The 23,952-nt window shown below is 46.6% G+C and carries 24 protein-coding genes and 5 pseudogenes; 12 read left to right on the plus strand and 17 right to left on the minus strand.

Annotated elements, in window-relative coordinates; genetic code table 11:
* Positions 1-182: 182 nt before the first annotated feature.
* The gene (locus JQM82_RS06920; RefSeq protein WP_235249355.1) at positions 183-842 is read right to left on the minus strand and encodes a Crp/Fnr family transcriptional regulator; all 660 of its coding nucleotides are present in this window, start codon (positions 840-842) and stop codon (positions 183-185) included.
* A gap of 135 nt (positions 843-977) precedes the next feature.
* Between JQM82_RS06920 and JQM82_RS06925 the strand changes: the two are divergent.
* From JQM82_RS06925 to JQM82_RS16620, 11 genes and pseudogenes are all read left to right on the plus strand, one after another.
* A pseudogene (locus JQM82_RS06925) lies at positions 978-1,747 on the plus strand (NifB/NifX family molybdenum-iron cluster-binding protein).
* 70 nt (positions 1,748-1,817) lie between these two features.
* Positions 1,818-2,447, plus strand: a complete 630-nt coding sequence (locus JQM82_RS16305; RefSeq protein ID WP_235249357.1) for a rubredoxin-like domain-containing protein — start codon at positions 1,818-1,820, stop codon at positions 2,445-2,447.
* Positions 2,448-2,449: 2 nt separating this feature from the next.
* Positions 2,450-3,019: pseudogene (locus JQM82_RS16510) on the plus strand (4Fe-4S binding protein); the annotation flags it as partial.
* An 18-nt stretch (positions 3,020-3,037) separates the two neighbouring features.
* Complete coding sequence (gene rbr / locus JQM82_RS16515) at positions 3,038-3,598, plus strand: rubrerythrin (RefSeq protein ID WP_334302961.1); 561 nt, start codon at positions 3,038-3,040, stop codon at positions 3,596-3,598.
* An 89-nt stretch (positions 3,599-3,687) separates the two neighbouring features.
* A complete protein-coding gene (locus tag JQM82_RS06940; RefSeq protein WP_235249359.1) occupies positions 3,688-4,635 on the plus strand; it encodes a hypothetical protein in 948 nt (315 codons plus the stop codon).
* A 5-nt stretch (positions 4,636-4,640) separates the two neighbouring features.
* Positions 4,641-4,952: a hypothetical protein gene (locus tag JQM82_RS06945; RefSeq protein ID WP_235249360.1), complete on the plus strand. Its 312-nt coding sequence runs from the start codon at positions 4,641-4,643 to the stop codon at positions 4,950-4,952.
* A 98-nt stretch (positions 4,953-5,050) separates the two neighbouring features.
* A pseudogene (locus tag JQM82_RS16520) lies at positions 5,051-5,347 on the plus strand (thioredoxin family protein); the annotation flags it as partial.
* 63 nt (positions 5,348-5,410) lie between these two features.
* Positions 5,411-6,316 (plus strand): thioredoxin-disulfide reductase, encoded by a 906-nt coding sequence (gene trxB / locus JQM82_RS06955; RefSeq protein WP_235249370.1) that lies wholly within the window; start codon positions 5,411-5,413, stop codon positions 6,314-6,316.
* A gap of 1 nt (position 6,317) precedes the next feature.
* Entirely contained in the window at positions 6,318-6,533 is a 216-nt protein-coding gene (locus JQM82_RS06960; protein ID WP_235249362.1) for a hypothetical protein, read from the plus strand.
* Positions 6,518-7,678, plus strand: coding sequence for a cytochrome c biogenesis protein/redoxin (locus tag JQM82_RS16405; protein WP_331472819.1), 1,161 nt, complete (start codon positions 6,518-6,520; stop codon positions 7,676-7,678). Before JQM82_RS06960 ends, JQM82_RS16405 begins: the two co-directional genes overlap by 16 nt.
* 152 nt (positions 7,679-7,830) lie before the next feature.
* Positions 7,831-8,091 (plus strand): annotated as a pseudogene (locus JQM82_RS16620) (ATP-binding protein); the annotation flags it as partial.
* 293 nt (positions 8,092-8,384) lie between these two features.
* Here JQM82_RS16620 and JQM82_RS06980 read toward each other — a convergent pair.
* The 16 genes and pseudogenes from JQM82_RS06980 to JQM82_RS07055 form a co-directional block, all read right to left on the minus strand.
* Positions 8,385-9,137: an alpha/beta fold hydrolase gene (locus JQM82_RS06980; RefSeq protein ID WP_235249363.1), complete on the minus strand. Its 753-nt coding sequence runs from the start codon at positions 9,135-9,137 to the stop codon at positions 8,385-8,387.
* Between the two features lie 46 nt (positions 9,138-9,183).
* A complete protein-coding gene (locus JQM82_RS06985) occupies positions 9,184-10,230 on the minus strand; it encodes a Fic family protein (protein WP_235249364.1) in 1,047 nt (348 codons plus the stop codon).
* 246 nt (positions 10,231-10,476) lie between these two features.
* Positions 10,477-10,965, minus strand: a complete 489-nt coding sequence (locus JQM82_RS06990) for a cysteine hydrolase family protein (protein ID WP_235249365.1) — start codon at positions 10,963-10,965, stop codon at positions 10,477-10,479.
* 17 nt (positions 10,966-10,982) lie between these two features.
* Positions 10,983-11,621, minus strand: a complete 639-nt coding sequence (locus JQM82_RS06995) for a GyrI-like domain-containing protein (protein WP_235249366.1) — start codon at positions 11,619-11,621, stop codon at positions 10,983-10,985.
* The gene (locus JQM82_RS07000) at positions 11,611-12,540 is read right to left on the minus strand and encodes a helix-turn-helix transcriptional regulator (protein ID WP_235249367.1); all 930 of its coding nucleotides are present in this window, start codon (positions 12,538-12,540) and stop codon (positions 11,611-11,613) included. Before JQM82_RS07000 ends, JQM82_RS06995 begins: the two co-directional genes overlap by 11 nt.
* 161 nt (positions 12,541-12,701) lie before the next feature.
* A pseudogene (locus tag JQM82_RS07005) lies at positions 12,702-12,785 on the minus strand (Maff2 family mobile element protein); the annotation flags it as partial.
* Positions 12,786-12,876: 91 nt separating this feature from the next.
* Positions 12,877-14,547, minus strand: coding sequence for a recombinase family protein (locus tag JQM82_RS07010; RefSeq protein ID WP_235249368.1), 1,671 nt, complete (start codon positions 14,545-14,547; stop codon positions 12,877-12,879).
* Entirely contained in the window at positions 14,548-14,745 is a 198-nt protein-coding gene (locus JQM82_RS07015) for a hypothetical protein (protein ID WP_002592708.1), read from the minus strand.
* Between the two features lie 241 nt (positions 14,746-14,986).
* On the minus strand, positions 14,987-16,324 hold the full coding sequence (locus JQM82_RS07020) for a virulence-associated E family protein (RefSeq protein WP_002584323.1): 1,338 nt from the start codon (positions 16,322-16,324) through the stop codon (positions 14,987-14,989).
* Positions 16,293-16,937: a CHC2 zinc finger domain-containing protein gene (locus tag JQM82_RS07025; RefSeq protein ID WP_002584324.1), complete on the minus strand. Its 645-nt coding sequence runs from the start codon at positions 16,935-16,937 to the stop codon at positions 16,293-16,295. The genes JQM82_RS07020 and JQM82_RS07025 overlap by 32 nt, the downstream gene beginning before the upstream one ends.
* 65 nt (positions 16,938-17,002) lie before the next feature.
* Positions 17,003-18,583 carry a MobQ family relaxase gene (gene mobQ / locus JQM82_RS07030; RefSeq protein ID WP_002584325.1) on the minus strand — a complete coding sequence of 527 codons (1,581 nt, stop codon included), beginning with the start codon at positions 18,581-18,583 and terminating at the stop codon, positions 17,003-17,005.
* Positions 18,584-18,779: 196 nt separating this feature from the next.
* Complete coding sequence (locus tag JQM82_RS07035) at positions 18,780-19,325, minus strand: AAA family ATPase (RefSeq protein WP_002584326.1); 546 nt, start codon at positions 19,323-19,325, stop codon at positions 18,780-18,782.
* 214 nt (positions 19,326-19,539) lie between these two features.
* Positions 19,540-21,000: an Lsa family ABC-F type ribosomal protection protein gene (locus JQM82_RS07040; RefSeq protein ID WP_002584327.1), complete on the minus strand. Its 1,461-nt coding sequence runs from the start codon at positions 20,998-21,000 to the stop codon at positions 19,540-19,542.
* Between the two features lie 746 nt (positions 21,001-21,746).
* Positions 21,747-22,043 carry a DUF3847 domain-containing protein gene (locus tag JQM82_RS07045; RefSeq protein ID WP_002584328.1) on the minus strand — a complete coding sequence of 99 codons (297 nt, stop codon included), beginning with the start codon at positions 22,041-22,043 and terminating at the stop codon, positions 21,747-21,749.
* The gene (locus JQM82_RS07050) at positions 22,036-22,377 is read right to left on the minus strand and encodes a DeoR family transcriptional regulator (RefSeq protein WP_002584329.1); all 342 of its coding nucleotides are present in this window, start codon (positions 22,375-22,377) and stop codon (positions 22,036-22,038) included. Before JQM82_RS07050 ends, JQM82_RS07045 begins: the two co-directional genes overlap by 8 nt.
* On the minus strand, positions 22,374-22,562 hold the full coding sequence (locus JQM82_RS07055; protein ID WP_002584330.1) for a hypothetical protein: 189 nt from the start codon (positions 22,560-22,562) through the stop codon (positions 22,374-22,376). The genes JQM82_RS07050 and JQM82_RS07055 overlap by 4 nt, the downstream gene beginning before the upstream one ends.
* 483 nt (positions 22,563-23,045) lie before the next feature.
* Here JQM82_RS07055 and JQM82_RS07060 point away from each other — a divergent pair, with 483 nt between their 5' ends.
* Positions 23,046-23,852, plus strand: a complete 807-nt coding sequence (locus tag JQM82_RS07060; RefSeq protein ID WP_002584331.1) for a helix-turn-helix domain-containing protein — start codon at positions 23,046-23,048, stop codon at positions 23,850-23,852.
* Positions 23,853-23,952 lie beyond the last annotated feature (100 nt).

Below are 23,952 nucleotides of genomic sequence, written 5' to 3' on the forward strand. Positions count from 1 at the left end.
GGTTACTTTATCCACTCGCTTAGCACCCTGTATTACTACAACGCACTGAGTTTAGCTACACGGCTCACTGGCGATTACCGTGACCGGACTTACACCGGCAAGTGTGGTCCAGCTTCGCTGGACACACAGCATAAAATCAGGACATCTGCTTGCAACTAATAGCAAGCAGATGTCCTTTTTGCTTAATCATTTTGCAATTGTTCCAGTCTGATTTTGTCTGTAACCTCCACTGTTCCACGAGTCAGCCTGACCATACCCTCGTTCTGGAAATAGCGAAGCATTCGGGTAACTACCTCACGGGCGGTGCCCATGTGGCCCGCAATGGTTTCATGGGTAATCTTGAGGATGTTTGTTTCCTCTAAGCTGCATTCCTCCAGCAGAAATTCTGCCAGCCTTTTATCAAAGCTTTTCCACATGATCTGCTCCATGAGCCACATAACCTCAGAAAAACGGGTAGCCATAATTTCGTTGGTAAAATTAGCTACCACAGCAGACTCTTTCATAATGCGCTGATAAGTGTCAGCAGAAATAACCCACATCGTGGTATCCTTCTGCGCCTCAATGGTGATCTCAAACTGAATGCTGTTCATCATACAGGAGGCGGAAAACAGGCAAATATCCCGATCAAACAAACGATAGAGGCTAATCTCCCGTCCTTCATCGGAAAGAATATAGGCACGAAGCTGTCCGCTTCTTACCAGCAGAAGACCGGTACACTCCACAGTTCCGTTGTGAATCACAGTCCCTTTGTCCACTTTTCGTAAAACTGCATTTCGCTCCAAAATCTGCTGCTGGGTCGGTGTCAGTTTGTTCCAAATTGGAAAATAGGATGAAAAATCCATGGGTACACCTCCTTGAATACACATAGTATAAAATAATTTATGGCATATGTCAATAATTCCGTTGACATATAGGAAAAGGAGATGTACAATGGTCGCATAAATGGCATATGCCACAAATAATATGGAGGTGAATCTATGCCAAGACCGAGAAAATGCAGAAAAGTTTGTTGTTTGCCGGATAATGATGGTTTTGTTCCGGTTCGTGGCGGCGAGGAACTGACTCCCATTGTCCTGAATGTGGATGAGTATGAATCCATTCGCCTGATTGACCGTGAAGGTTTTTCTCAGGAGCAATGCGGAGAATATATGCGTATTGCCAGAACAACGGTTCAGCAGATTTATGCAGCTGCCCGCAAAAAACTGGCCGATGCGCTGGTTGAGGGACTTCCTCTGCGAATCGAGGGAGGGGATTTTACACTCTGCAGCGGAAACAGCGCAGCCTACGGGTGCAAAAATTGCTATCAGCAAAAAATCCATCCGATGCACGAAAAACCGAAAGGAGATAATATTATGAGAATTGCAGTCACTTATGAAAACGGAGAAATCTTTCAGCACTTCGGTCACACCGAACAGTTTAAAATCTACGATGTGGAAGATGGCAAAATCATTTCGTCTGAGGTTGTGGATGCTGGCGGCAGCGGACATGGTGCACTGGCAGGCGTCCTGAGTGCACTGAAGGTGGATGCCCTGATCTGCGGCGGTATTGGCGGCGGTGCCCAGATGGCACTGAGCGATGTGGGTATCCGGCTTTATGGTGGTGTTTCCGGCAACGCTGATGCAGCAGCAGAAGCACTGGCAGCAGGCGAGCTGGACTTCAACCCCAATGTCCGGTGTGATCATCACGACCACCATGGGGAAGGTCACTCTTGCGGTTCCCACGGCTGCGCCATCACTCCTGCGACTGAAATAGGTGATTAAGTCACGGAATATGTGTCGTGATTTGATAAAATATAGATAAAGGAGGCGGTAAAACCTATGAAACAATATGTTTGCGGCATTTGTGGATATATTCACGATGAAGCTGTCGGTGGCAAGTGGGAAGACCTACCTGCCGATTGGAAGTGTCCTGTCTGTAAAGCAGGCAAAGACGCTTTCAAACCCAAAGAAGAAAAAACAGCGTCCCAGGAGGTCCTTGAAAAGCCCCATGTGGACAAGGAACTCTCTCCCATGGAAATGAGCATCATCTGCTCCAATCTGGCCCGTGGCTGCGAAAAGCAGTATCTGCCCCAGCAGGCAGATGATTTCAGAAAACTGGCAGAGTTCTTCAGAAGCAAGGCTGCGCCCGTCGAGGAGGCCAGCACAGCCAAGCTGCTGGAACTCATTGACAAGGATTTGTCTGTAGGGTATCCCTATGGCAATGCTATAGCCGGTGAAAAGCCTGATCGGGGTGGTCTGCGCTGTCAGGTGTGGAGTGAAAAGGTTACCCGAATGCTCCAATCTCTGCTGACTCGATATGAATCTGAGGGAGACAAGATGTTGGAAAACACCGGTGTCTGGGTTTGCACGGTCTGTGGTTTTGTCTATGTTGGTGACATAGCTCCGGAGCTATGTCCGGTGTGTAAGGTTCCCAGTTGGAAATTTGAAAAAATGGAAGGGAGGGCATAACTATGGCTGAAAAATATGCAGTAAGAAATCTTCGCTTATGTACCAAGGATTGCCTTTGCCTCTATGTCTGCCCAACCGGAGCGACTGATACAGAGAACAGCATCATTGATCCTGAAAAGTGTATCGGCTGCGGTGCCTGTGCCGAAGCCTGTCCATCCTCTGCAATCTCTATGGTTCCAAAAGAAATGCCGCCGCAGCAGCCGAAAGAAGAAAAAGTTGTCGAAGCACTTCGTGGCTTAGTTCAAAGCAAAGCCAATGCAGAGAACATTGCTTCGCAGCTTCCTGATGTCTTGAGCGTCGCTGTGGAAAAATCCTCTCGCCTGATGGCTGAGGATCTGTGCAGAGAAGCCGGCTTTATGCTGCCTCAGAGCGGCAACACCAGATCGTTTCTGGAAAGTATTAAAACGTATCCCGGCATTCCTGTGGATGCTGTGGAATCCCTGTTAAAAAACATTCAATTCAATGAAAAAATGGAGGAAAAGAAAATGGAAAAATGGAAATGCACAGTCTGCGGTTACATTCACGAAGGCCCTATGACACCTGATTTTAAGTGCCCCATCTGCAAGCAGCCTGCCAACAAGTTTGTGAAGATTGAGGATGCTGCAGCTCCTGCAAAGAATCCCTATGCAGGCACCAAAACCGAGAAAAATCTGTGGGAAGCCTTTGCTGGTGAATCTCAGGCACGCAACAAATATACTTACTTTGCTTCAGTAGCCAAGAAAGCCGGTTACGAGCAGATTGCTGCTCTGTTCCTGCATACTGCACAGAACGAGATGGAGCACGCCAAGTTGTGGTTCAAAGCTCTGGGCGAGCTGGGCGATACTGCCGAGAACCTGCTCCATGCTGCTGAAGGTGAGAACGCCGAGTGGACGGATATGTATGACCGCATGGCTCGTGAAGCTGATGAGGAGGGATTCTATGATCTGGCTGAACAGTTCCGTGGCGTAGCTGCCATTGAGAAGATGCACGAGGAGCGCTACCGCAAGCTTTTGAGCAACGTGGAGACTATGCAGGTGTTTGAGAAGAGCGGCGTTACCATCTGGGAGTGCCGTAACTGCGGACATATCGTAGTAGGAACCAAGGCTCCTGAGATCTGCCCTGTCTGCAAGCATCCTCAGGCATTCTTCGAAGTGCGTGCGGAAAATTACTAAGAATCAATAGCCTATAGATGATGGAAGTATAAAAGGCAGTATGCCGCCTGTCGGTTTCCCGGCAGAGGGTTTTTTACAGGAGGATGCCTATGATTCAAGATAATGCCAGCTTTACCTTTTTACATCGCATAGAGGAAGTAGAACTGAACATTGAGGATGGACGCTGGCAATCTGCTTTGGCATTGGCGTTGACTTTGCCTGATATTTGTGGCGGAATTGCTTTCCCAGAAATTGTAAAGCGTTATCGGGATGGGCGTGCTGTTCTGGACAGAAACCAGAGACCAACTCGTGATGTAGGAAATCAATATATTCGTTGGTTTGATACATACGCAGCACCTTTCTTTAAAGTCTCTGCGCAGGATATCTCGCCCTATATCTGCGGAGAACGATGCTGGCAGCTTCGCTGTGAATACCTACACCAGAACAAAGGCTTTGCAAATACTGAGGACAATACTTCGATTCGTTTTCACCTGGGCGTGAATTGCGGAACCTCAGTTTGTCAACTGGATAGAATTGGTTCTGACAATAGCCTTACGGACATCCGTATCGATATTGAACAGTTTTGCCGAAGAATGTGTCAAGCGGTCAGAGCTTATTATGAAGCAGTACATACAGAAAAAGATTTCAACCTTTATAATACGCCAGTTCTTGATTTTATAAAGGCATCACAAGATGAGCAATCAAATGCCACGATTGCCATTATGTGCAGTGATTCAGCCTATGGGAACGGACTGAGACTGGTACTGCAGAAGTTATCCAAACATATCCTTGTATTTGAAACCCCGGAAGCTGCAAGAAAAAAGCTTGGAAAGAAAAAGCCTATGCTTTGGGTTGTTACAGAAGCTCTGACAAAACAGCCGGATCAGCCATGGCGGGCGGATAAAAGAACACCCGTAATTCTTCTGTCCAATCAACCGGAATCAGAAATAACGATTGAAAAGAATACGGGTAAGGTGATCATCTTGCCTGTTCCCGTTCTACCAGAAACGCTCCGTAATGCAGTTAAGGCTTATCTTTTGATAAAGGAGGGAAAGTAATAAGAATGATTATTATTATCCTATCAATCATATTACTACTACTTCTTCTTACTTCTTTCCTCTATATTCAAAAGAAAAAAGTGATGTCGCTTCAACAGCAGATTGGTGATCTCCAAAATAAAATTAGTATTCTTGAGAAACAATATCTTTCAGCTGAACAGTATAACGATTCTCTCAGGCAGGAAGCATACACGGTTCATTTATATGCTTCTCTCTCGCTGGAGGAGGCAAAAAAAACATCCATAAAAGATAAGCAGTCTCAAATCATCCGTTCCAGTGAACATATCCTCGAGTTACTTAATAACGAAAAAGTTTAGTGCGGCAGCAATGTCGCACTATTTTATGTGATATCATCACCGAAATGTTATTTTAGATTGGCTATACTATAATCAAGCAAAGGAAAGGAGCTGGCAATATGGCAGTTATCAATATTAATAGAAATCAATTTGAAGAAATGGTGCATAGCGGAAAGACTGTTCTGGTGGAGTTTTCAGCCCCTTGGTGCGTATATTGCCGCCGTCTGGCTCCAGCATTGGAAAGCGTTGCTGAGGAATATAAGGATACGCTGGTATTCACTGCTGTCAACATTGATGATGAACCGGAATTGGCTGAGACCGAGGCTATTGAAGTTGTCCCTACTCTGATGATCTATCACAGCGGACAGACTCTTGGCTCTATCGTCGCTCCGGAATCCAGAGCGCAGCTGGTGGCTTTTATTGAGGAAACCTTACAGCACCGGACTCAGGAAGTAAATAATGCGCAGCATATCTATGACATGATCGTTGTAGGTGGCGGTCCCGGCGGGTATACCGCAGCCCTTTATGCTGCAAGAGCAGGAATGGACACCGTGGTTTTAGAAAAGCTGTCTGCCGGTGGGCAGATGGCTCTGACCGAGCAAATCGACAACTATCCCGGCTTCGAGGATGGCATCGACGGTTTCTCCCTGGGAGAAAAAATGAAGCGAGGAACGGAGCGGTTTGGTGTGGAAACCAAGCTGACTGAGGTGCTGTCTCTGGAACTGTCAGGTTCTGTAAAGAAAGCTGTGACCAGCGAAGGCGCTATGTACGCAAAATCCATCGTATTGGCTACAGGAGCCGGTCCCAGAGAGCTGGGTGTTGATGGGGAACAGGCGTTAATCGGTAAAGGTGTCCATTACTGTGCGGCCTGTGACGGAATGTTCTATCGGAACAAAACGGTTGTCATCGCAGGAGGTGGCAATACCGCTGCGGCGGATGCGCTGATTCTCTCCCGTATCTGCAAAAAAGTCATCGTCGTCCACCGCAGAGGCACCCTAAAAGCAACAAAGATCTACCATGAACCTTTGATGAAAACAGAAAATGTAGAATTTCTCTGGGACAGTGAGATTATAGCTCTGCTCCATAACGAAAAGCTGACCGGTATCCAGATTAGGAACGTGAAAACTGGAGAAGAAAGTACCCTTGCTTGCGATGGTGTATTTGTAAGCGTGGGAAGAAAGCCTTCCACCGAATTGATGAAAGATCAGATTGAGATTGATCCGGCTGGATACATTATTGCAGATGAGAGTACCCGCACCAACATCCCCGGTGTGTTCGCCGTTGGGGATGTCCGCACAAAGGCATTACGGCAGGTCGTAACTGCTGTAGCCGATGGGGCAACTGCTGTTCACTATGCAGAGGAATATTTAGCAGGAGGAATGTGAGATGAAAGAAAAAATTAAAAAATGGCTGAAGCCAGTTCTTTTTACCGCAGGCGGCGCATTAGTTGGCCTTGCATATTACTACTTTGTGGGATGCCCCACTGGAGCTTGTCCGCTGACTTCTAACCCGTTCATCACGATGGCCTATATGGGCTTTATCGGCTGGCTGTTGTCCGGTATTTTCGGAAAGGGGTGCAGCGGTTCATGCAATACGCAGTAGCTTTCCTGGAGGGCATTATCACCTTCATATCACCCTGCCTGCTTCCCATGCTGCCCATCTATATCTCCTATTTTGCAGGTGGTGGAGAACGCAGCACAAAAAAGACCTTGTTGGGAGCGTTGGGATTTGTTAGTGGGTTTACTGTAATCTTTGTGGCAATGGGCACTTTGGCAGGCACCATTGGCAGCTTTCTGCGAGAATACAAAGGTGCAGTGAATTTAATTTCCGGATTGATAGTAATTCTTTTTGGTCTCAATTTTCTGGGCATTTTCAAAATGAATTTGTTCAGAGGCGGCAGTAAAACATTAAACAGTCATGAGATGGGGTTCTTCCCCGCTATGCTCTTTGGCATAATATTTTCCTTGGGCTGGACACCTTGTGTGGGCGCATTCCTCGGTTCTGCCTTGATGCTGGCCTCTCAGCAGGGTCATGTAATCAAAGGTATGCTGATGCTGCTTTGCTATTCGTTGGGACTTGGCATTCCTTTTCTTCTCAGTGCTATTCTGATCGACTATTTGAAGTCAGCCTTCAACTGGATTAAAAAACACTACCGGATCATCAATACTGTCAGCGGCTGTTTCCTGATATTGGTGGGTATCCTGATGGCAACAGGAACGCTGGGACAGAAACTGGCTCCCAATCTGCTTGCTACACAAACACCGCAGGAAACCAAATCCACAGAAGCCTCCACTCCAACAACACAAGAGAATGAATCAGAAAAGATATTGGCACCGGATTTTACAGTTTACGATCTGGATGGAAATGAAGTTCATCTTTCGGATTTTATCGGGAAATCCGTTGTCCTAAACTTCTGGGCAAGCTGGTGTAGTCCATGTAAAATGGAAATGCCTGATTTTAACGAAAAGTATCTGGAAATTGGTGAAGAAGTACAGTTTCTCATCATCAATATGACCGATGGCTTCAGAGAGACTGTGGAAACTGCATCTGCTTTCATCGCAGAACAGGGCTATTCTTTCCCGGTATTTTACGATACAGATCAGGATGCCGCTGCAACCTACGGTGTTTATTCACTGCCTACCACATATTTTATTGATGAGGAGGGAAACGCAATCGCTCAAGCAACGGGTGCAATTGATGAAGAAATCTTGCAGCAAGGAATTGACATGATTATTTCCGACAGGTGATGATCAGCATATTATATCGAAGTAAAATACAAAAAGTGGCCACGGTCTCACACTCCAAAACGGAATGGACCGTGGCTCTTTCTCTACCTTCAGCGCTGTTCTTCTTTTTGTTGTTTCTTCTCTTCCACTCGTTTGTGACGGTCAATACCCACATTGATGAAATAGGCTATCTTCCGACAAGTTTAGAAGGAGCGAATCTGTTTTTTCAACTGATAGCAAAAAGATACGAAAAACATTCAACGATATTTACAACAAATAAGAACTTTGGAGAATGGCAGGATATATTTCAGGATAATACGATATCAGCTGCAATACTTGATAGAATTCTTCATCATTCTATAGTTGTAAAGATAGTTGGTGAAAGTTATCGCTTAAAGGAAAGAGGCGATTTACTCGCAAAGAAACATCAGTAATATCTGTACATTTTTTCGGCGTGAAAAATGTACAAAATTTAAACGTGATTGACACCGACTGCACTGTTGAAAAATGCCATAAGTTTGTCCTCCTTTGCCCGGATCCGAAGTATAGTTGGTGGATAACCGGGCCATCAGTAATGAAAAATGTGGATATAACAAAGCCCTCCTCGAAGCCGCATGTGCACCTGCAGCCGGAGAAGGGCAGAAAAATAGCCAGAACTGATGATCAGTCAGTCCTGGCTATGTAAATGTATTCAGTTCAACAAAACGGGAATTTGTAGCTCCATCATTTATGCAAAGAATTCTTCGCACAACGAAATAAACTCCTTCATATTGCTCATCATTGCCGGATGACCACCCTGCTCAAAGATATGAGACTTAGCCATACACGTTCTGCTACAAATGCTCTCGAACAGTTTATGATAGTGCCCTGCCGGGAACATTTCATCTTTTGCACTGCCTGTAAGAAGCAGGCTGACCTTCAGCTCATCTATTGGTTTATGAAAGAATGCACCGATATTTTTTGCATGGACAATTATGGCTTCTGTATCCGCATCAACCACGCTTTCCCAATCATCGCCATGCATTAATTTAAGCATCCTCCGAAAATCCTCATTTTGCTTTGCGTATTCACGGCCAATGCGAATCTGTTCGGTGATGTCAGAATTTGCAGATAAGCCTTCAAAACTGTCTGCAACAAGGGTGTTGACCGTATCTGGATTTTCCAGCGCCATATTGATGGCTGCAATAGCGCCGCCACTGCTGCCAATCACATCCACTTTTTCAAATCCTTTATATTTGCAAAGGGCAGTCGCCTGCCTTGACCATTCATACCAAAGGTCCGAAGACCATTTTTCACATCTTTCTGATTGTCCACATCCGAGAAAGTCAGGAACGATTACATGGTGCTTTTCAGAAAGCATTGGCAGGATTGGTGCAAACATTTTTCCGCAAGCGGTATTGCCATGGAGCAGGAGCAGTGGCTTTCCGTTGCCGATTTCTTCATAATAAATCTTTTTTCCTTCATAATGAAAGCTGCTCATACTCATCCCTCCAACAATAAATTTCGATTTTTATAACTCTTATACACTATTTCAAGCGAATATAGCAGGTTGATTTTCCGGTTCCTTCTCGCTTCAGCTCGCCGGATGCCACCATTTTCCGCAGCGCAGCTTCTACAGAACTCAAACTCAGCGAAGGACACTGCTCCCTGATATCCTGCTTCGTGAAACGACCGATTTTATTCAGAGCAGCCTTGCGGACCATATCAATGGCAGGAAGCTTCTCTTCCACGATGGCAAATCTGTCCCCGAAGTCTTTATACGCAGCCAGAATGGTACCAAGCAGATATTTAATAAACGGAACTGCATCCTCGGTTCCTTCATGCCATCCATGCTGTGCTCGGTTCAGGGCGTCATAATACAAATCCTTGTTTTTTGCGATCTTCGCCTCCAGGGAGATATATTTGCCAACATAGAATCCGCTGCGATATAAGAGCAGCGTCGTCAGCAAGCGGCTCATTCTGCCATTACCGTCGTTAAACGGATGGATACACAGGAAATCGTGGATGAAGATCGGAATCGCAATCAAGGGCTCCAATTCCATGTTGCCGATCACCTTGTTGTACTCCTCACAGATCCGATCCAGTGCTTCCGGCGTCTCGAACGGGGCCAGGGGCGTGAAAAGTATTTCGGTATGACCGTCAGGAAAAGTCGCGCTGATATAATTCTGTACATTTTTCGTCTGTCCGGCCATTGGGTTATTCATATGGCTGTACATAATCTTATGAAGCTGCAGGATATAGTTCTTTGACAGAGGAATGGCATCGTAGCTTTCGTGAATAATGGAAAGCACATCTCGATATCCTGCAATTTCCTGCTCGTCTCTGTTCTTTGGCGTGGTTTTCTCCTCTACCAGCTGCCTGATTCGTGTATTGGTGGTAACAATCCCTTCAATGGCATTGGATGCCTCTGTACTCTGGATCTTTGCGATTTCAACCAGTTTCTCCAATTCATTCGGGCGTTGCTTCAGGTAAAACTCCTGCTTACCAGCCTCTTTATAAATTGCAGCAATAAGCCCAAGGATCTCAGAATCCCATTTCTGATTCCTGATAGCTGAGTAATTAAAAGTTCTCATTCCCTTAGCCTCCATCTCTTTCCCTTATATTATATTCACTTATAAGGGAATAGTCAACGCCCTGTGCGGATTTACCCTTTATAATACCCTATAAATAAGGGAAAGAACTACGAGTAAGGGATAGTATTCCCATATTTCCGCTGCCTTATTCGTTACATGGAATAGCAGTCACACACGATACGTGCATGACTGCTGTATATTCGTTCATGGGTTATAACAGGCGTTGCCACATTGAGCTGTTCTCAGTCAGTTCATGTATTCAGAGAGAGGCTTTACCTCGCATCCCTTCTTTGCATAATAATCCAGCATCTCGTCAACCTTTTTCAAATCGTAGCTGGTCACGCAGTCTGAGATGACATGAACGGTATATCCGGCTTTGGTCATATTAAAGCAGGTTGACTTCACACAGGCTGTGGCATCGGCACCGGCAATATAAAACTCGCCGATCCCGTTATCGGAAATAAACGCGGAAAAGGCTTCGCTGGTCAGAGCATTGCTCTTGGTCTTAACAAAGATATGGTCGGATACTACCTTCAGTTCCGGAACAAGCTCGGCACCTTTGGTATCCGGCTTGAAGGTGCGCGTTCCGGCGGTGATGTTGTGATGCTTGATATACACGATGTACATACCGCGTTTCTCAGCCCATTCAATGGTTGTATTCAAATTGTGAATGATATCCTTATAATGCTTTGTGATGTCATTCTGGATATCGATGACAACAAGAGCTTGATTCATAGGTCTGCCTCCTTTTTTCATGCTTCCTTGCGTTTAATGGGATGTCGGATGACGGTTTTCCATTTTTCAGGTGCAACCTTGCGTGCATCGGATAGGTAGATTTCGTGATGAAGGCGGCTGCCTGAGAAATCATTTTCATAGCCGTTCTCCAGAAGATACGCATTCATCATGCTCACCGTAGCAGGTTCGTCGTCAAATGGACCAATGTGCATGATCTGAACACAAAGGCCCTCATCAATGGTCAGGAATTCCGCCTTGCTGCAGTCCAGATGTTTCTTTTTCTCCGCTTCCCCGGTGGCCCAGTCAAAGTCCTTCTGTGTAACAAAATCGGGAAGGCGGATCACGGAGATCCAGTTGAAGGTGGATTTGTCGCTGTAATCAATGCCGCCAACGCCATCCTGCCACCAGAAGCCTTCCAGCGGAGGCACCACATAGTCGAAGAAGCCCTCGATGCGGTAATCCGTCTTATAGCTCATCTTAAGCGTATAAGCCACGGCATACAGGATGCCCACCGCCTGCTGATAGGCACCGCCTTCGTCGTTGGGATCACCTTTTCCTCTCACGGCAATATAATTTGCCTTCGGTACCGTCACAATTTCCGGCTTACTCTTTGGCATATAAAATTCTTTATACTCTTTCTTAAAATCAAATGCCATCCTCTTTTTCCTCCTGTTCCTGATACTTTGCTCCGATTTCAGAAGTGATCTTTCTGAGCTTCTCCCGAATAGACTGTGGCTCCAGCACGGTCACTTTATCCCTGCAGGACAGCAGCCAGGAAATGAGACCCTCTTCATCCATTTCCCTCTCAAAAAGTAAGGAGCCGTCCGTTTGAATCTGATAGGACGAGACGCCATAACTTTCGATCAGATGCCACTTCATGGATGGATCAAACAATGCCTTCAGGCGAACATTGGCAGGGAAGAACTGTGTTGTTTTAAATTCCGGCATGGGTACTACTCTCTCTTCCACAGGTTCACCAGCATGCACCAGATGATCCATGCGGTTCAGCTTGAACATGCGAAAGTCCTGCTTCGTTCTGCAAAAGCCCCAGACATACCAGCTGCTCCACTTGAAGATCAGATAATAGGGGTCGATCAGGCGCATGCTTTCTCCTTTCGGAGAGTAATAATCAAAGCGAATCGCCTGTTTTACCTCGATGGCAGCCTGTATCAACTCAATTTTTTCGGAGACAGCCTCTTTGCTCCAGGAAGATAGATCAATCAGGATCGTATCGTTTCCATGAACAAAATCAGAGGATCCGGCTTTGATTTTTTCCATAAGCTGACTGTAATAATGGCTGCCGCTGACACTGTCCAGACTCCGAAGTCCTGCCATGATCATCTGCATATCTCTTGAAGTAAGAAGGGTACGATCCATGCGGTATCCGTTCATGATCTGAATGCCACCACCCACACCCTGTGTTGTGCAGATCGGGATCCCTGCTTTGCATAGATCATCAATGTCCCTGTTGATTGTTCTTTTCGACACTTCAAAATGCTCTGCCAGTTCAGGCGCTGTCGTTTTTTCTTTTTGGAGCAGAAGGGATAGAATCCCTATCATTCTGTCTATCTTCATAATGGTTTCACTTCCGGTTATATGATATCAAGGTAAACACGACAACTATATGTCATGTTTATATTACTACATCCAAAATAGGAATGAAATAGCAATATGTAAGCAGGCAGCTTGCGCCGCCTGGCCGGTTTTACTGCCCCGGCAAGCAGTCTGGCTTCGGATTAACCGAAGAGCCCGGAAAGCAGGGGAACCAGAGTGATACCGATGAGGGCCACGCCGCCACCGGCCATGAGCTGTTTCATCCCCAATTAGGTGTAAAAACTCTGCTCGATGGCGGGCGGCGGCGTACAAAAAATCTATATGGTGTTGTTAAGAGAACCGTCCCGGCGGGACAGGTCAGGCAGTGACCTGTTCCACCTCCGGGATGGGTTTGAGATTAAAATGAATTTCGATAGAAATGTGTCTTGTTTTATCTTCGTCAATGCGCTCATGCACAACGATTTCTTTGATTAAGCGGTTGAGGGTGGCTGCGTCCAGCTCTGTGATGTTGGCGTATTCCTGAATGGCTTCCACCCATTGTTTTGCATCATTGGCAAGCTGGACTTCATCGGACAGCCGCTTTCTGCCCTCGGACACTTTTGTTTTAAGCTCCGTCTGCTCGGTCTGTGTCTTTTCCAGCATGGTGTTGAAATTCTGCTCACTGATACGCCCTGCAATCATATCCTCATAAAGCCGCATGACCATTTTGTCCAGAACCTCAATCCGTTCCTCGTCCCTTGTAAGGGAGCGTTCCATTGCTTCCCGCTGTTCCCGCTGCTCGGCTTCACAGGTATTGGTCAGGCGGTCGGCAACCGCTTCCCCGTCCATCAGGGCAGCTCTGGCACATTCCCGGATTTTCCGCAGCACATGGCTGTAAAGGGTTTCATAATCAATCCGGTGCTGGGTGCAGTGGTTCTTTCCAAAGGCATTGTAGGTCTTGCAGGAGTAAATCCGCTGGGGATGTTTAGCGTTTGTGTAGCGTACCGTCAGCGACTTCCCACACTCGCCGCATTTTAACAGTCCGGCAAACAGGCTGATTTCATTGGTCTGCCCCGGACGCTGGCGGGATTTCAGCTTGTTCTGCACAATGTCAAAGCTCATGCTGTCAATCAGCGGTTCATGCTGTCCCTCCACCACAATCCAGTCCTCCGGCTTCTTTTCCCCAATCGTGCCGATTTTGAAGCGGTAGTCCTTTTTCTGGGAAGCAATCGCCCCGGTGTAGACGGGATTCATCAAAAGGTCTTTGATAACGGAGAAGTCCCACATATACCGCCCGTTTTCTGGGTCTTTCTTTTCCCATTTGGTGCGGGTATTGCGAAGCCCCCGTTCCCGGTTCCACCATGTAGGGCAGGGGATTTTTTCTTTCTCCAGCCGTCTGCGGATATAGTTCGGACCATGACCGTTCAGGGCATATCCGAAAATCAGCCGCACAATCGGGGCGGTTTCCTCGTCAATGAGCAGATGGTTTTTGTCCTCCGGGTCTTTCCGATACCCAAACGGGGCAAGACACCCGGTAAACTGTCCTTTCTGCGCTTTCAGAAGATAAGAGGAATGGACTTTCTTGGAAATATCCTTGCTGTACATCTCGTTCAGGATATTCTTGAACGGGGCAATGTCGTTGTTATCCCGCAGGGTGTCGATGCCGTCATTCATGGCGATATAGCGGACACCGTTTCTTGGGAAAAAGTCCTCAATCAAATGCCCGGTTTGCAGATAATTACGCCCCAGTCGGCTGAGGTCTTTCGTGATGACAAGGTTGATCTGCCTGCGCTCAATGGCTCTCAACATTCTCTGTAGGTCAGGACGCTCCATGTTAAGACCTGTGAAGCCATCGTCCTGATAGACTGCCACAACCTCCCATCCCTGCTTTTCGCAGTATTTTTCCAGCATATCACGCTGGTTTGCGATACTGGCACTTTCGCCTTGCAGGTCATCGTCCTTTGACAGCCTGCAATAGACCGCCGCACGATAACCCCCGGCAAGTGCCGAACCGATTGTTCTGTATTCCATTTCGTTCATCATAGCCATTTACCCACACAATCCAGACGGTATCTGGCTCTTTTGAACCTCATCTTCATTATAGCCTATATCTTTCTTTTTAGCAAGATATTCTTTTGCATTTGTCTTTCCGTATTTCTGGGAAATCAGGCTGACGAACACATCAGTGGCGTCAAGCTCCCCGTCAAATACAGTGGTCACATGAATCTCTGTTTTGTTTTTTGCCATAGGCAGTTATCCTCCATACATGAAAATAGCCAGACAGAGGGTGTCGGCAACGAAGTCCGGCAACGGACTTCAAAAGACCTTGCAAACAATCTCAATCTGGCGATGGTTACTATTTATACTTTTCTTTTATTTTTTTGTTGTTTTGGTTGTTATAAGGGAGAAAAGCCCGGAAATAAGGGGTTTTTCCCGGCAACCGGCTCGGCAACGGGATAACAACAGGGGGTGCAACGGGCTGTCCTTTTCAGAATGGAAGCTCCATCTGTTCTGTGACCTCCACAAAACCGTCCATCGTTTTTTCAGACGGGTTGCCGGAGTCCGTTGCCGGGTTTTCACGCTCCCAGCCCTTTTGTCTGCCATATTCGGAAAACATTCTTGGGTTTGGGAAGTACCGCCAGCTGGAAATGCACTGGTTCATAATCTCGTTGATTTCCCGGATTTCCCATTGCTTCGGCTCGTCAAAAGCATGGTTCAAGGCTTCCTTATAGAGCTGCTTGGAGCAGACCATGCTCCCGGTGTATTTATCAAGATACGCCTGTATCATCCCGGCTTTGGTGTCCTCCGGCATAAAATCCCGCTGGTGTTCTTTGAGATACCGCTGCATGGCGGGGCTGAAAGCCAGCTTGAACCTGCCGCTTTTATAAATCTCCATCGCTTCCGCCCACATCTGCCCGATATAGGCTCTGGAAGCGGCTTCATCCTCCAAAATGTGAACTTCCGCCTGCTCCGGGTACACCATGACCGGGATAAAGCGGCGGTTGCCGGAACGGTCAAGGGGCAGGAAGTCAAGGGCATTGGAAGTGCCGCCAAACACGCACTGACGGGGGCGGTCTGCCGGGTGGGTTTCATAAGGTATCTTGTAGACCTCTTTCTGCCGGCTTAAAAATGACTTGATTTCCTCAATGCTCTTGGCGTTGGCGGTTGCCATCATTTCCGACATTTCAATAATCCAGTGACCTTGCAGCTTGCGGTACACATTGTCATCGTCCAGCTTCCGCAAATCATCGGAGAACCACTCGTCCCGGACTGCCAGCAGCCGGAAGAAGGTGGACTTTCCAGCCCCCTGACCGCCTACCAGACAGAGCATGATTTCAAACTTGCACCCCGGCTGAAAGGCTCGTGAGATTGCACCCAGCAGGAACAGCTTCAACGCTTCATAGGTGTAATCGTCTGCGTCAGCCCCCAGAAAGTGCCGCAGGCAGAAGCGGATTCGCTCTGTCCCGTCCCACACAAGGGTATTGAGATAGTCCCGGATGGGATGGTACTTGTTTTCATTCGCCACAATCCCGATGGCGTTATCAATCTTTTTCTCATTGGTAAGCCCGTAGGTTTCTTCCAGATAAAGAAGCAGATACTTCATGTCCGTATCGTTCAGGGCGGTGCTTTCTCTGTGAAAACCGATGGGCTTTATGATGTCCTTGCGGTCAGTCAGGATGTTGTATGCGATAGCCCCTGAAAGCAGAGGGTCACGTTGGAATACGGTCAGGCAGTTCCGTATGCTCTGACGGACACCGCCTTTCTCGGTGGTTTCCAGCCCCGCCTTGATTTCCTCAACGCTCTGGGGCGGCTGCATGGCGTTCATAGTGTTTTTTAGTTCTTGCTGCGTCTGCGGCTGCAAGTTCTGCCATTCGCTGTTCAAGCTGTATCACATCCTTTCCGTAGTCCGTAATCAAATCCGCTTTTTCCTCTGTTTCCCCGAACAGCAGCACATCCAGCAGATATTCCACTTGGGCTTGCTTCTGTAAGGCTTCCACAAACCGGGGATGAAAGGCTTCCTCCGGGGAGTGCGGGGCGTAGTCCGTTCTCCATGCCATCAGCAGATGGAGATAATCGGCAAGAATACGGAAGCAGCGATTCTTTGCTTCCTGAAACTGTTCCTCCGGGGATTTCTGCCGGGTCTTGGGCTTTTTTACCTTTCCCGGCGGTTTCCAGTCCTCATAGGAAAGCCCGAAGTCCTGTGCCAGCTGTACGGCGGCTTCTTTCTTTCCCAGCCCATACAGGGCGGCGGCAAAATCAATCACATCCCCATCCGCACCGCAGCCGAAGCAATGGTAACGCCGATCCAGCTTCATGCTTGGGGTTTTATCGTTATGGAACGGGCAGCAAGCCATCCCGTTCCGACCTACATGGATTCCATAATACTCCGCAGCCTGTCTTGTTGTGACGGACTGCTTCACAGCTTCGAATACATTCAAATCTATCCCTCCTTGAAAATAAGAAAAGCACCTGACATTCTCTAATTGAAAATGGCAAGTGCCTGTTAAAGTTCCATATCCTGTTGTCTGTGTTTCTCCTGTGCCGGGGCGGTTCTTTGTGCTTTTTTCTCGTCAGTCTTATCCTGCAAGACTTCTTTGATGGGCTGCTTCTTGGGCGGCTCTTTGCTTTCCTCTGTGCCGGGTGTGGCTTTCCGTACCCAGTAGCGGATGTCCCGCAGCTTCTTCAAATCCTCCTGTACCTCGGTCAGTGGTACTTTCAGCTCTGCGATTTCGCTGAGAAGCGTTTCCTGCTCCTGTTGCAACTCATTTTTCGTTTTATCCTTATCGTCCGGGTGCTTGGCAAGGTAGTCAGCGGCTTTCTCATACCGGGCAACCTCCGGGTGTTCCTGTTTGAATTTCCCCTTTATTTTCTTAAAAAATATCTTCTGGTACTTCTCATAGACAGCCTTACATTCCTTGCAGTCTGTCCGGCTGGCAAGAATCCCGTCAATCACTTTGCTCCGGGCTTCCTTTGGCTTCATCTGATTGCGGTAATCTGCGGCTGATTTCCCGGAAGATTCCAGAAACGCTTCTAAGTCCTCCACAGTGGAAAGCCCCTTTTGCCGGAGATAGGACAGGGCTTCGCTGACTGCCTTTAAGTCCTGTGAAGTTCCCCGGTTCTGTCCAGCCCTTGTCCAGTCCTTCCGTTCTTCCTTTCGTATCTCCATATACTTCATCAGCAGATTGGGAAGAAGTGTCGCTTCCTCCGCCGCCTTTTGTGCAAGCAGCTCCTTCCGTTTTTCTCCCAGCTCGGTAATCCAGCCTTTGAGGTTTTGGATAAGCTGCCGGATGGACTTCATCAGGCGGTTGGCGGCTCTGATTTCCCGGTTCAGGTTGCCGATATTCGTCTGGATACCTCGCTTTTCCATCTGCCGGACAGCAGTCCCCTCATGGACAGTGGGGACTATATCAAGCCCCTGTCTGGCATAGGAACGCAAGTCCACACGCTCCGGGCGGTCATTGGCGTCCAGATAGCGGTTCTGGATAACCTCCCATTCATGCCGCCAGATTTCACAATACTTCTGGTCGTTCCAGTCCACCGTATCCTCCTTGTGGCTTTTCCACCTGCCGGACGGCAGCTTTATCCGTTCCCCATTCTCGTCAAGGTCATAAACCTTGCGGCTCTTGGGAAGCCATTTTCCATGTTCATCCATTGCCCGCATGGTCAGCAGGACATGGGCGTGGGGATTGTGTCCCGGCGGATGGGGGTCATGGATGGCAAAATCAGCAATCATGCCTTTGGAAACAAACTGCTGTTCACAAAACTCCCGTACAAGGACAGCGTACTGGTCGGGCGGTATCTCTCTGGGAATGGTAAGCACCCACCGCCTTGCAAGCTGGGAGTTCCATTGCTTTTCCACCGCTTCGGCGGCATTCCATAAAGTATTGCGGTCTGCATATTCCTGTGGAGCATTTGCCGGGAGCAGGATTTCATTGTGGACGATACCACGCTTTTCCGGGTAGTGCTTTACTTGCTGGTCGTATTCACAGAACAGCTTTTCGCCGCTTTGGTAAGCAGCGGCGGCAACCGCAGACTGCCGCTGGCTGCGCTGAACAATCGTGATTTCGTTGTGTGGACAAGGCATTTCGTGTCCCTCCTTTCGCTAATTGGTGGATGGGGTGGCGTTTTACCACCTCATTTTGGGCAGAAAAAAAGCAGGAGACCTTTTTCAGATTTCCTGCTCGGTGTGCCACTGTGTGAGCGGCGGGTATTTAGTTGTAAAAGTTCGGGACAAGTTGACCCGATGTAAAGCTAACAAACTGGAATTGCACCAAAACAATCTAAGACAACAACGCTGCCCTACTTGCGATTTTTTCTTGTACTGCGGAAACAGTTTCTTGAATGGAATAAGTGGTCGTATCTATAACATTCGATTCATATATTCCCAGATTGCAAAATTGCTCCCACATGGTTTCTACCAATTCGATATTTGTCTTTCGGTCTAACTTTGAGCGTTCAACAGCTCGCTTCAAGGTTTCTTCCTTACTTGCCCTTAAAATAATATAATGCACCTCATAATGTTCCCGAACAAGACTTTGCCACGGCTTTAAAAACCACGGTCCGATAATACCGTCAACAATTACATCATATCCACCACGAGCATATCGCTTCGCAGCTTCTAAAAACGCTTCAATGACAATCAAATTTTGCTCATTTGATTCTGGCAAATGCGGTGGTATTGCCCCTTTACTCAAATAATGATAAAAGTCATCTGTGTGCATATGCACAGACTTTTCCAAATCTGATTCTTTTGCAACAGCAGATGCCGTTGTAGTTTTTCCTGTCCCCGGCGCACCTGTGATTACAATAATTCTACCTTGATTCATCTATATTTTACCTCCACAAATTACGATTTTCTTAATTCTACAAACTGGAATTTGAGTCTCTGTAAAGCTGGAATTAACCCATACAATTATTTTAATTTAGAGGTTCTTACGCAATTATCCGTATTTTGTAATTTTTCAATACTGGAATGCCAGTGTAAATCAGCATTCTCCATTTTTATTAAAGCGAAAAACGTAAAATTGCGGAAGAACCAATTTAGATATTCACAATTTTACTTGCCACAGTATCTCGAAAAACACTGTCATGTTCTACCAGGAGCATGGTCGGGGCAAACTCCGTTATGAGTTGTTCAATCTGCATACGTGAGTACACATCAATAAAGTTGAGCGGTTCATCCCATACATACAAGTGTGCCTTTTCACAAAGGCTTTTCGCAATTAGGACTTTCTTCTTTTGCCCGCCAGAAAAGTCTTTAATATCCTTTTCAAACTGTACACGCTCAAAGTCCATTTTCCTAAGAATTGCCTTGAACAAACTTTCATCAAGGTTGTTTTCTTCTGCAAACTCGGAAAGGGTTCCACATAAATACGATGTATCCTGTGGCACATAAGAAATTACAAGCCCAGAGCCAAGTGTTACTGTACCCGTATAATCTATGGACTGCCCGACTACCAACTTTAACAGGCTACTTTTGCCACTGCCGTTCTTTCCATCAAGCACAATGCGTTCTCCCTGTCTTATTTCAAACGAAACGGGTTCACAAACTGAAATGCCATCATAATAAACTACTACATTCGATAATGATGCAAGCAAATCTGTATGGTAATTAAGCGGTTGTATCTTGAGGGCTTCTGCGGTTTCCATATTTTTCAGCAATGCTGATTTTTGTTCGATTGTCTGTTGTTGTCTCGCTTCTATAGATTTTGAACGCTTCATCATTTTGGCGGCTTTATGACCGACATAACCTTTATCTGCTGCCCCAATTTTGGAAGCTTCTACACGTTCAGACCATACTGCAGCGCGTTTTGCCGACTGCTGTAATCGTCTGATGTCCTTTTGCAAACGTTCGTTCTGAGCCAGTTCAAATTCTTGCTGTCGCTCAAAATTTGACATCCATGATGAAAAGTTTCCTCTTTGCACTTCGATATTCGCTCGGTTAATCGATAGAATATAGTCAACACAATCGTCAAGAAAGCGACGATCGTGAGAAACTAAGATGAATCCCTTTTTCTTTTTCAGATATGCCGCCACACTTTTTCTCGCTTTGGCATCCAAATGGTTGGTAGGTTCATCAATCAGTAGGAAATGCCCTTCATTAAGAAAAAGAGCGGCAATCAAAACCTTTGTCTGCTCTCCGTTGGAAAGTGTTTCAAAAGGTCGCCAAAGCACATCGACATCAACATCAAGATAAGAAAGTTCTCGCATAAGTTCCCATTCTTCCGCAAGTGGGCAAATCTCCTGCAATATATCCTCTGTAATACGATTCTTATCTGAAACGGGATAAGGAAAATAATCAAACTGTACGGATGATAGGATTTTTCCACTATACTCATATTTCCCAAGCAGAAGATTCAGAAAGGTTGTTTTACCTCGTCCGTTTCTGCCCACAAAACCAAGCTTCCAATCGGTATCAACCTGGAAACTGACATTTTCAAAAACATTATCATAACTTGTCGGATATGAAAACGTAAGGTTTTCAATTTTAATCATTGACATAAATATTATCCTCCTTTGCATGTCATACGATACAAAGTCGGTTCGGTGAATGTTTACTACGTATAGATTTCACCAAAAGGAACCGACACTATACGGAGTGAATCATGTGTAACTATCTGTTCTGCACTATTCATAAAGCACCTCCAAAACAAAATAAGAGCCACAAGAAAGTTTATCCTTGCAGCTCGTCATAGCATAAAATAACACCACTAAGCAAAAGTGGCAACAGCACTATATTGAGTAAGATAGACATATAACTTTCTTGCAATAGACACAATAATGCCAAAGTATAGCACTACCGCATATTTTGATTTTATTTGCAAGAAAAGTTAATCATCTTCCCACCTCTTTCTAAATTTCAAAATATTATACCATAAATCGCAGGCAAATACAAGTGGTTATAAAAATTTAACAAATCGCTTATAATACAATCATATAACTTTACGCATTCCTTACTGACCGTAAAATTCCGATTTATTGCTGACTTTATTATACTTTATTGCCTATCGAAAAGATAGCATATTTTATGAAACTTGTCGGCTGGGAACAGCTTGCAACGCAAGGTGTCCCCAGATGACAAGTCCACAAAAGGGTAGCTGGCGGTAGCCAGCGCAGGGGAAGCGTAGCGTCCCCTGTATGATTTGGAGCAGACCATGACTGCGAAAAATCACAGCCCTCCGGCAAGGAGCCTTCGGAGAACGCAATGCACCAACCTTTGGGTGGTGTATAATTGCGCCCTTAGTAAACTAAGGGGTTTCCGGCTTCTCACGTTCCAGCAGTTTCTTCAATAGTTCCTGCGTGTCCTGCCTGTGAAAAATGAGTGTCAACAACAGCATGACATCATCATCTGTCAGGCGTTCCGGCTCTTGCAGAAAACTTTCCAGCATACCGCCACGAGTACAGAGCCGGTGTGTCCGTTCTTTTCGGGTAAGCTGCTTTAGCTGGTGCTGCAATGCCTTTTCATCATTGATGGCTTTCCGCAGTTTCTTTTCACTCTTTTCCAACTCTCGGTTGAGCTTTTCCAGCTTTGAGGTATCAGGCAAGGGCAGCGTCCTCCTTTCCCGGTATCAGCACATAAATCCTGTTTGGTTCTCCAACGCCCTGACGCACTCGCATGATCAGTCCGGCGGTTTCCAGTTCATTCAGAGAACGCTTGACCGTCATGGGGCTGCGGGACAGGACTGCGGCAATGGCTGTGACAGGGAAGCAGATAAACAGGATTCCGTTCTCGTCCTCCTGTCCGTTGGATAGCATAGCGTCCAACATCCGGCAGTACATGACCTTTGCGGTGCTGCTGACTGGAAATCCTGTCAACGCTCTGGGAAAGGGCATACAGGGCGGCAACGGTGTGCCTATCGTCATAAATTCAAAATTCATTCGGTGTGTTCCTCCTTTTTCTTTGCTCTTTTGGATAAATAACGGGGGCAGTCAACCACAACCGCCCGGAAGCTCTGCTTGCACCCATGCTTGCATTTCCGGCATAATTCGTTGTAAGTGACACGCCCCCGGTCATTGAGGTAAAAAGAAAGCTCATGCTTCCTCTTTTTGCTCATTCTCGGCATATTGCGTTTCCTCCCGTTTTAGTGTATAGTTTCGGGGCGATTTTCGGCAAAATTACGGTCATAGAGCCGTCTAAAATCTCCAGAAGTATCAGCAATAGGGTAGACTATCCCCCTATCAGATTGTCGTGTTTCGGTATCATTTCGGTATCAGTTCGCCAGTTCTCCCCGGTGTCGTTCCTCCCCTGAATCTCACAGCGGCGTATTGCTCCCTTTGGTACGCTCGTTTCGGTCAGGGTTCCTCCATATCCCTGCCAAAAGTCATGGCGCTACATCGCCGGGGAAGCATATCCCACACAGGCTGGTCATTCGATTGGAATAATCCATCGATGAACTACCTGTATCATAGAACATTTTTGTGCCCTGTGCCGTATGTCCACAAAGTAGGAATTAAGGGTAAAAATCAGAAATTTCCACGATTGCGGAAAGTATGATATAATCCAGTTAAGCGGCAGTAATGAAACCGCCGGAAAGGAGCGTGCGCCCATGAAAGGAGCGACAAGCATACAGGAACGCCTTTGGGAACTCCGCAAGGACAAAGGCTTAAATCTGGAAGAATTATCAGAGCTGACGGGCATTTCCAAATCAGCTCTTGGCAGTTATGAAAAAGAGGATTATAAGGAAATCAATCATGGCAACCTTATCACGCTGGCAGACTTCTATGGGGTTTCCGTTGATTATCTGCTGTGCCGGACAGAGAACCGGGAGCAGATCAACACGCCACTAACAGAGCTGCATTTGAATGATGAGATGGTGGCACTTCTGAAAGGCGGTCGGATTAACAACCGTCTGCTCTGTGAGCTTGCCACTCATAAGGACTTTATCAAGTTTCTTGCGGACATTGAGATTTATGTAGATGGGATTGCCACCATGCAGATTCAAAACCTCAACGCCCTTGTCGATACTGTCCGGCATGAAATCATTGAACGGTATCGCCCCGGCGAAGACGACCCGCATTTGAAAGTGCTGCAAGCCGCCCATATCAGCGATGATGAATATTTCAGCCACATGGTTCTTGATGACCTCAATCTCATTATCCGGGATATTCGGGAAGCCCACAAAAAGGACAGCGAGAGTGCGCCCCAGACCACCGTTGCCGATGAATTGAAAGAAAATTTGGAAGCGGTTGAAAATTTCAAGGGCAGTCGGGATGAAAAGCTGGTTGTCCTTTACTGCAAGCAGCTCGGCATCAACTATAAAAATCTGTCAGACGAAGAATTTCGCTGGCTCATTCGGATTCTACAAAAATCAAAGAAAACAGGAACTCCTATCAGTCAAAGGAAAAAACGGTAAAGAAAAACCGCTGTTGCATGGTTGTGTTTGCTTCCATGTAGCAGCGGTTGGTGCTATACTTATTCAGTTAAAATTTCAAAGCGATAAAGTGGAATTTATC

Origin of the sequence: Faecalicatena contorta (assembly GCF_021531995.1) — a bacterium.
Taxonomy (GTDB): Bacteria; Bacillota; Clostridia; order Lachnospirales; family Lachnospiraceae; genus Dorea_A; species Dorea_A contorta_A.

Bases quoted from the DNA above. Each gene is read 5' to 3' on its own strand.
- JQM82_RS07050 (WP_002584329.1), bottom strand. From the start codon at position 22,377: ATGAATTTTGAATTTATGACGATAGGCACACCGTTGCCGCCCTGTATG.
- trxB (WP_235249370.1), top strand. From the start codon at position 5,411: ATGATCGTTGTAGGTGGCGGTCCCGGCGGGTATACCGCAGCCCTTTAT.
- mobQ (WP_002584325.1), bottom strand. From the start codon at position 18,583: ATGCCTTGTCCACACAACGAAATCACGATTGTTCAGCGCAGCCAGCGG.
- JQM82_RS07040 (WP_002584327.1), bottom strand. From the start codon at position 21,000: ATGTCAATGATTAAAATTGAAAACCTTACGTTTTCATATCCGACAAGT.
- JQM82_RS07010 (WP_235249368.1), bottom strand. From the start codon at position 14,547: ATGGCTATGATGAACGAAATGGAATACAGAACAATCGGTTCGGCACTT.
- JQM82_RS06985 (WP_235249364.1), bottom strand. From the start codon at position 10,230: ATGAGAACTTTTAATTACTCAGCTATCAGGAATCAGAAATGGGATTCT.
- JQM82_RS06980 (WP_235249363.1), bottom strand. From the start codon at position 9,137: ATGAGCAGCTTTCATTATGAAGGAAAAAAGATTTATTATGAAGAAATC.
- JQM82_RS07060 (WP_002584331.1), top strand. From the start codon at position 23,046: ATGAAAGGAGCGACAAGCATACAGGAACGCCTTTGGGAACTCCGCAAG.
- JQM82_RS16405 (WP_331472819.1), top strand. From the start codon at position 6,518: ATGCAATACGCAGTAGCTTTCCTGGAGGGCATTATCACCTTCATATCA.
- JQM82_RS16305 (WP_235249357.1), top strand. From the start codon at position 1,818: ATGAAACAATATGTTTGCGGCATTTGTGGATATATTCACGATGAAGCT.
- JQM82_RS07000 (WP_235249367.1), bottom strand. From the start codon at position 12,540: ATGAAGATAGACAGAATGATAGGGATTCTATCCCTTCTGCTCCAAAAA.
- JQM82_RS07015 (WP_002592708.1), bottom strand. From the start codon at position 14,745: ATGGCAAAAAACAAAACAGAGATTCATGTGACCACTGTATTTGACGGG.
- JQM82_RS06990 (WP_235249365.1), bottom strand. From the start codon at position 10,965: ATGAATCAAGCTCTTGTTGTCATCGATATCCAGAATGACATCACAAAG.
- JQM82_RS07020 (WP_002584323.1), bottom strand. From the start codon at position 16,324: ATGAACGCCATGCAGCCGCCCCAGAGCGTTGAGGAAATCAAGGCGGGG.
- JQM82_RS07055 (WP_002584330.1), bottom strand. From the start codon at position 22,562: ATGCCGAGAATGAGCAAAAAGAGGAAGCATGAGCTTTCTTTTTACCTC.
- JQM82_RS06995 (WP_235249366.1), bottom strand. From the start codon at position 11,621: ATGGCATTTGATTTTAAGAAAGAGTATAAAGAATTTTATATGCCAAAG.
- JQM82_RS06945 (WP_235249360.1), top strand. From the start codon at position 4,641: ATGATTATTATTATCCTATCAATCATATTACTACTACTTCTTCTTACT.
- JQM82_RS06940 (WP_235249359.1), top strand. From the start codon at position 3,688: ATGATTCAAGATAATGCCAGCTTTACCTTTTTACATCGCATAGAGGAA.
- JQM82_RS07035 (WP_002584326.1), bottom strand. From the start codon at position 19,325: ATGAATCAAGGTAGAATTATTGTAATCACAGGTGCGCCGGGGACAGGA.
- JQM82_RS06960 (WP_235249362.1), top strand. From the start codon at position 6,318: ATGAAAGAAAAAATTAAAAAATGGCTGAAGCCAGTTCTTTTTACCGCA.
- JQM82_RS06920 (WP_235249355.1), bottom strand. From the start codon at position 842: ATGGATTTTTCATCCTATTTTCCAATTTGGAACAAACTGACACCGACC.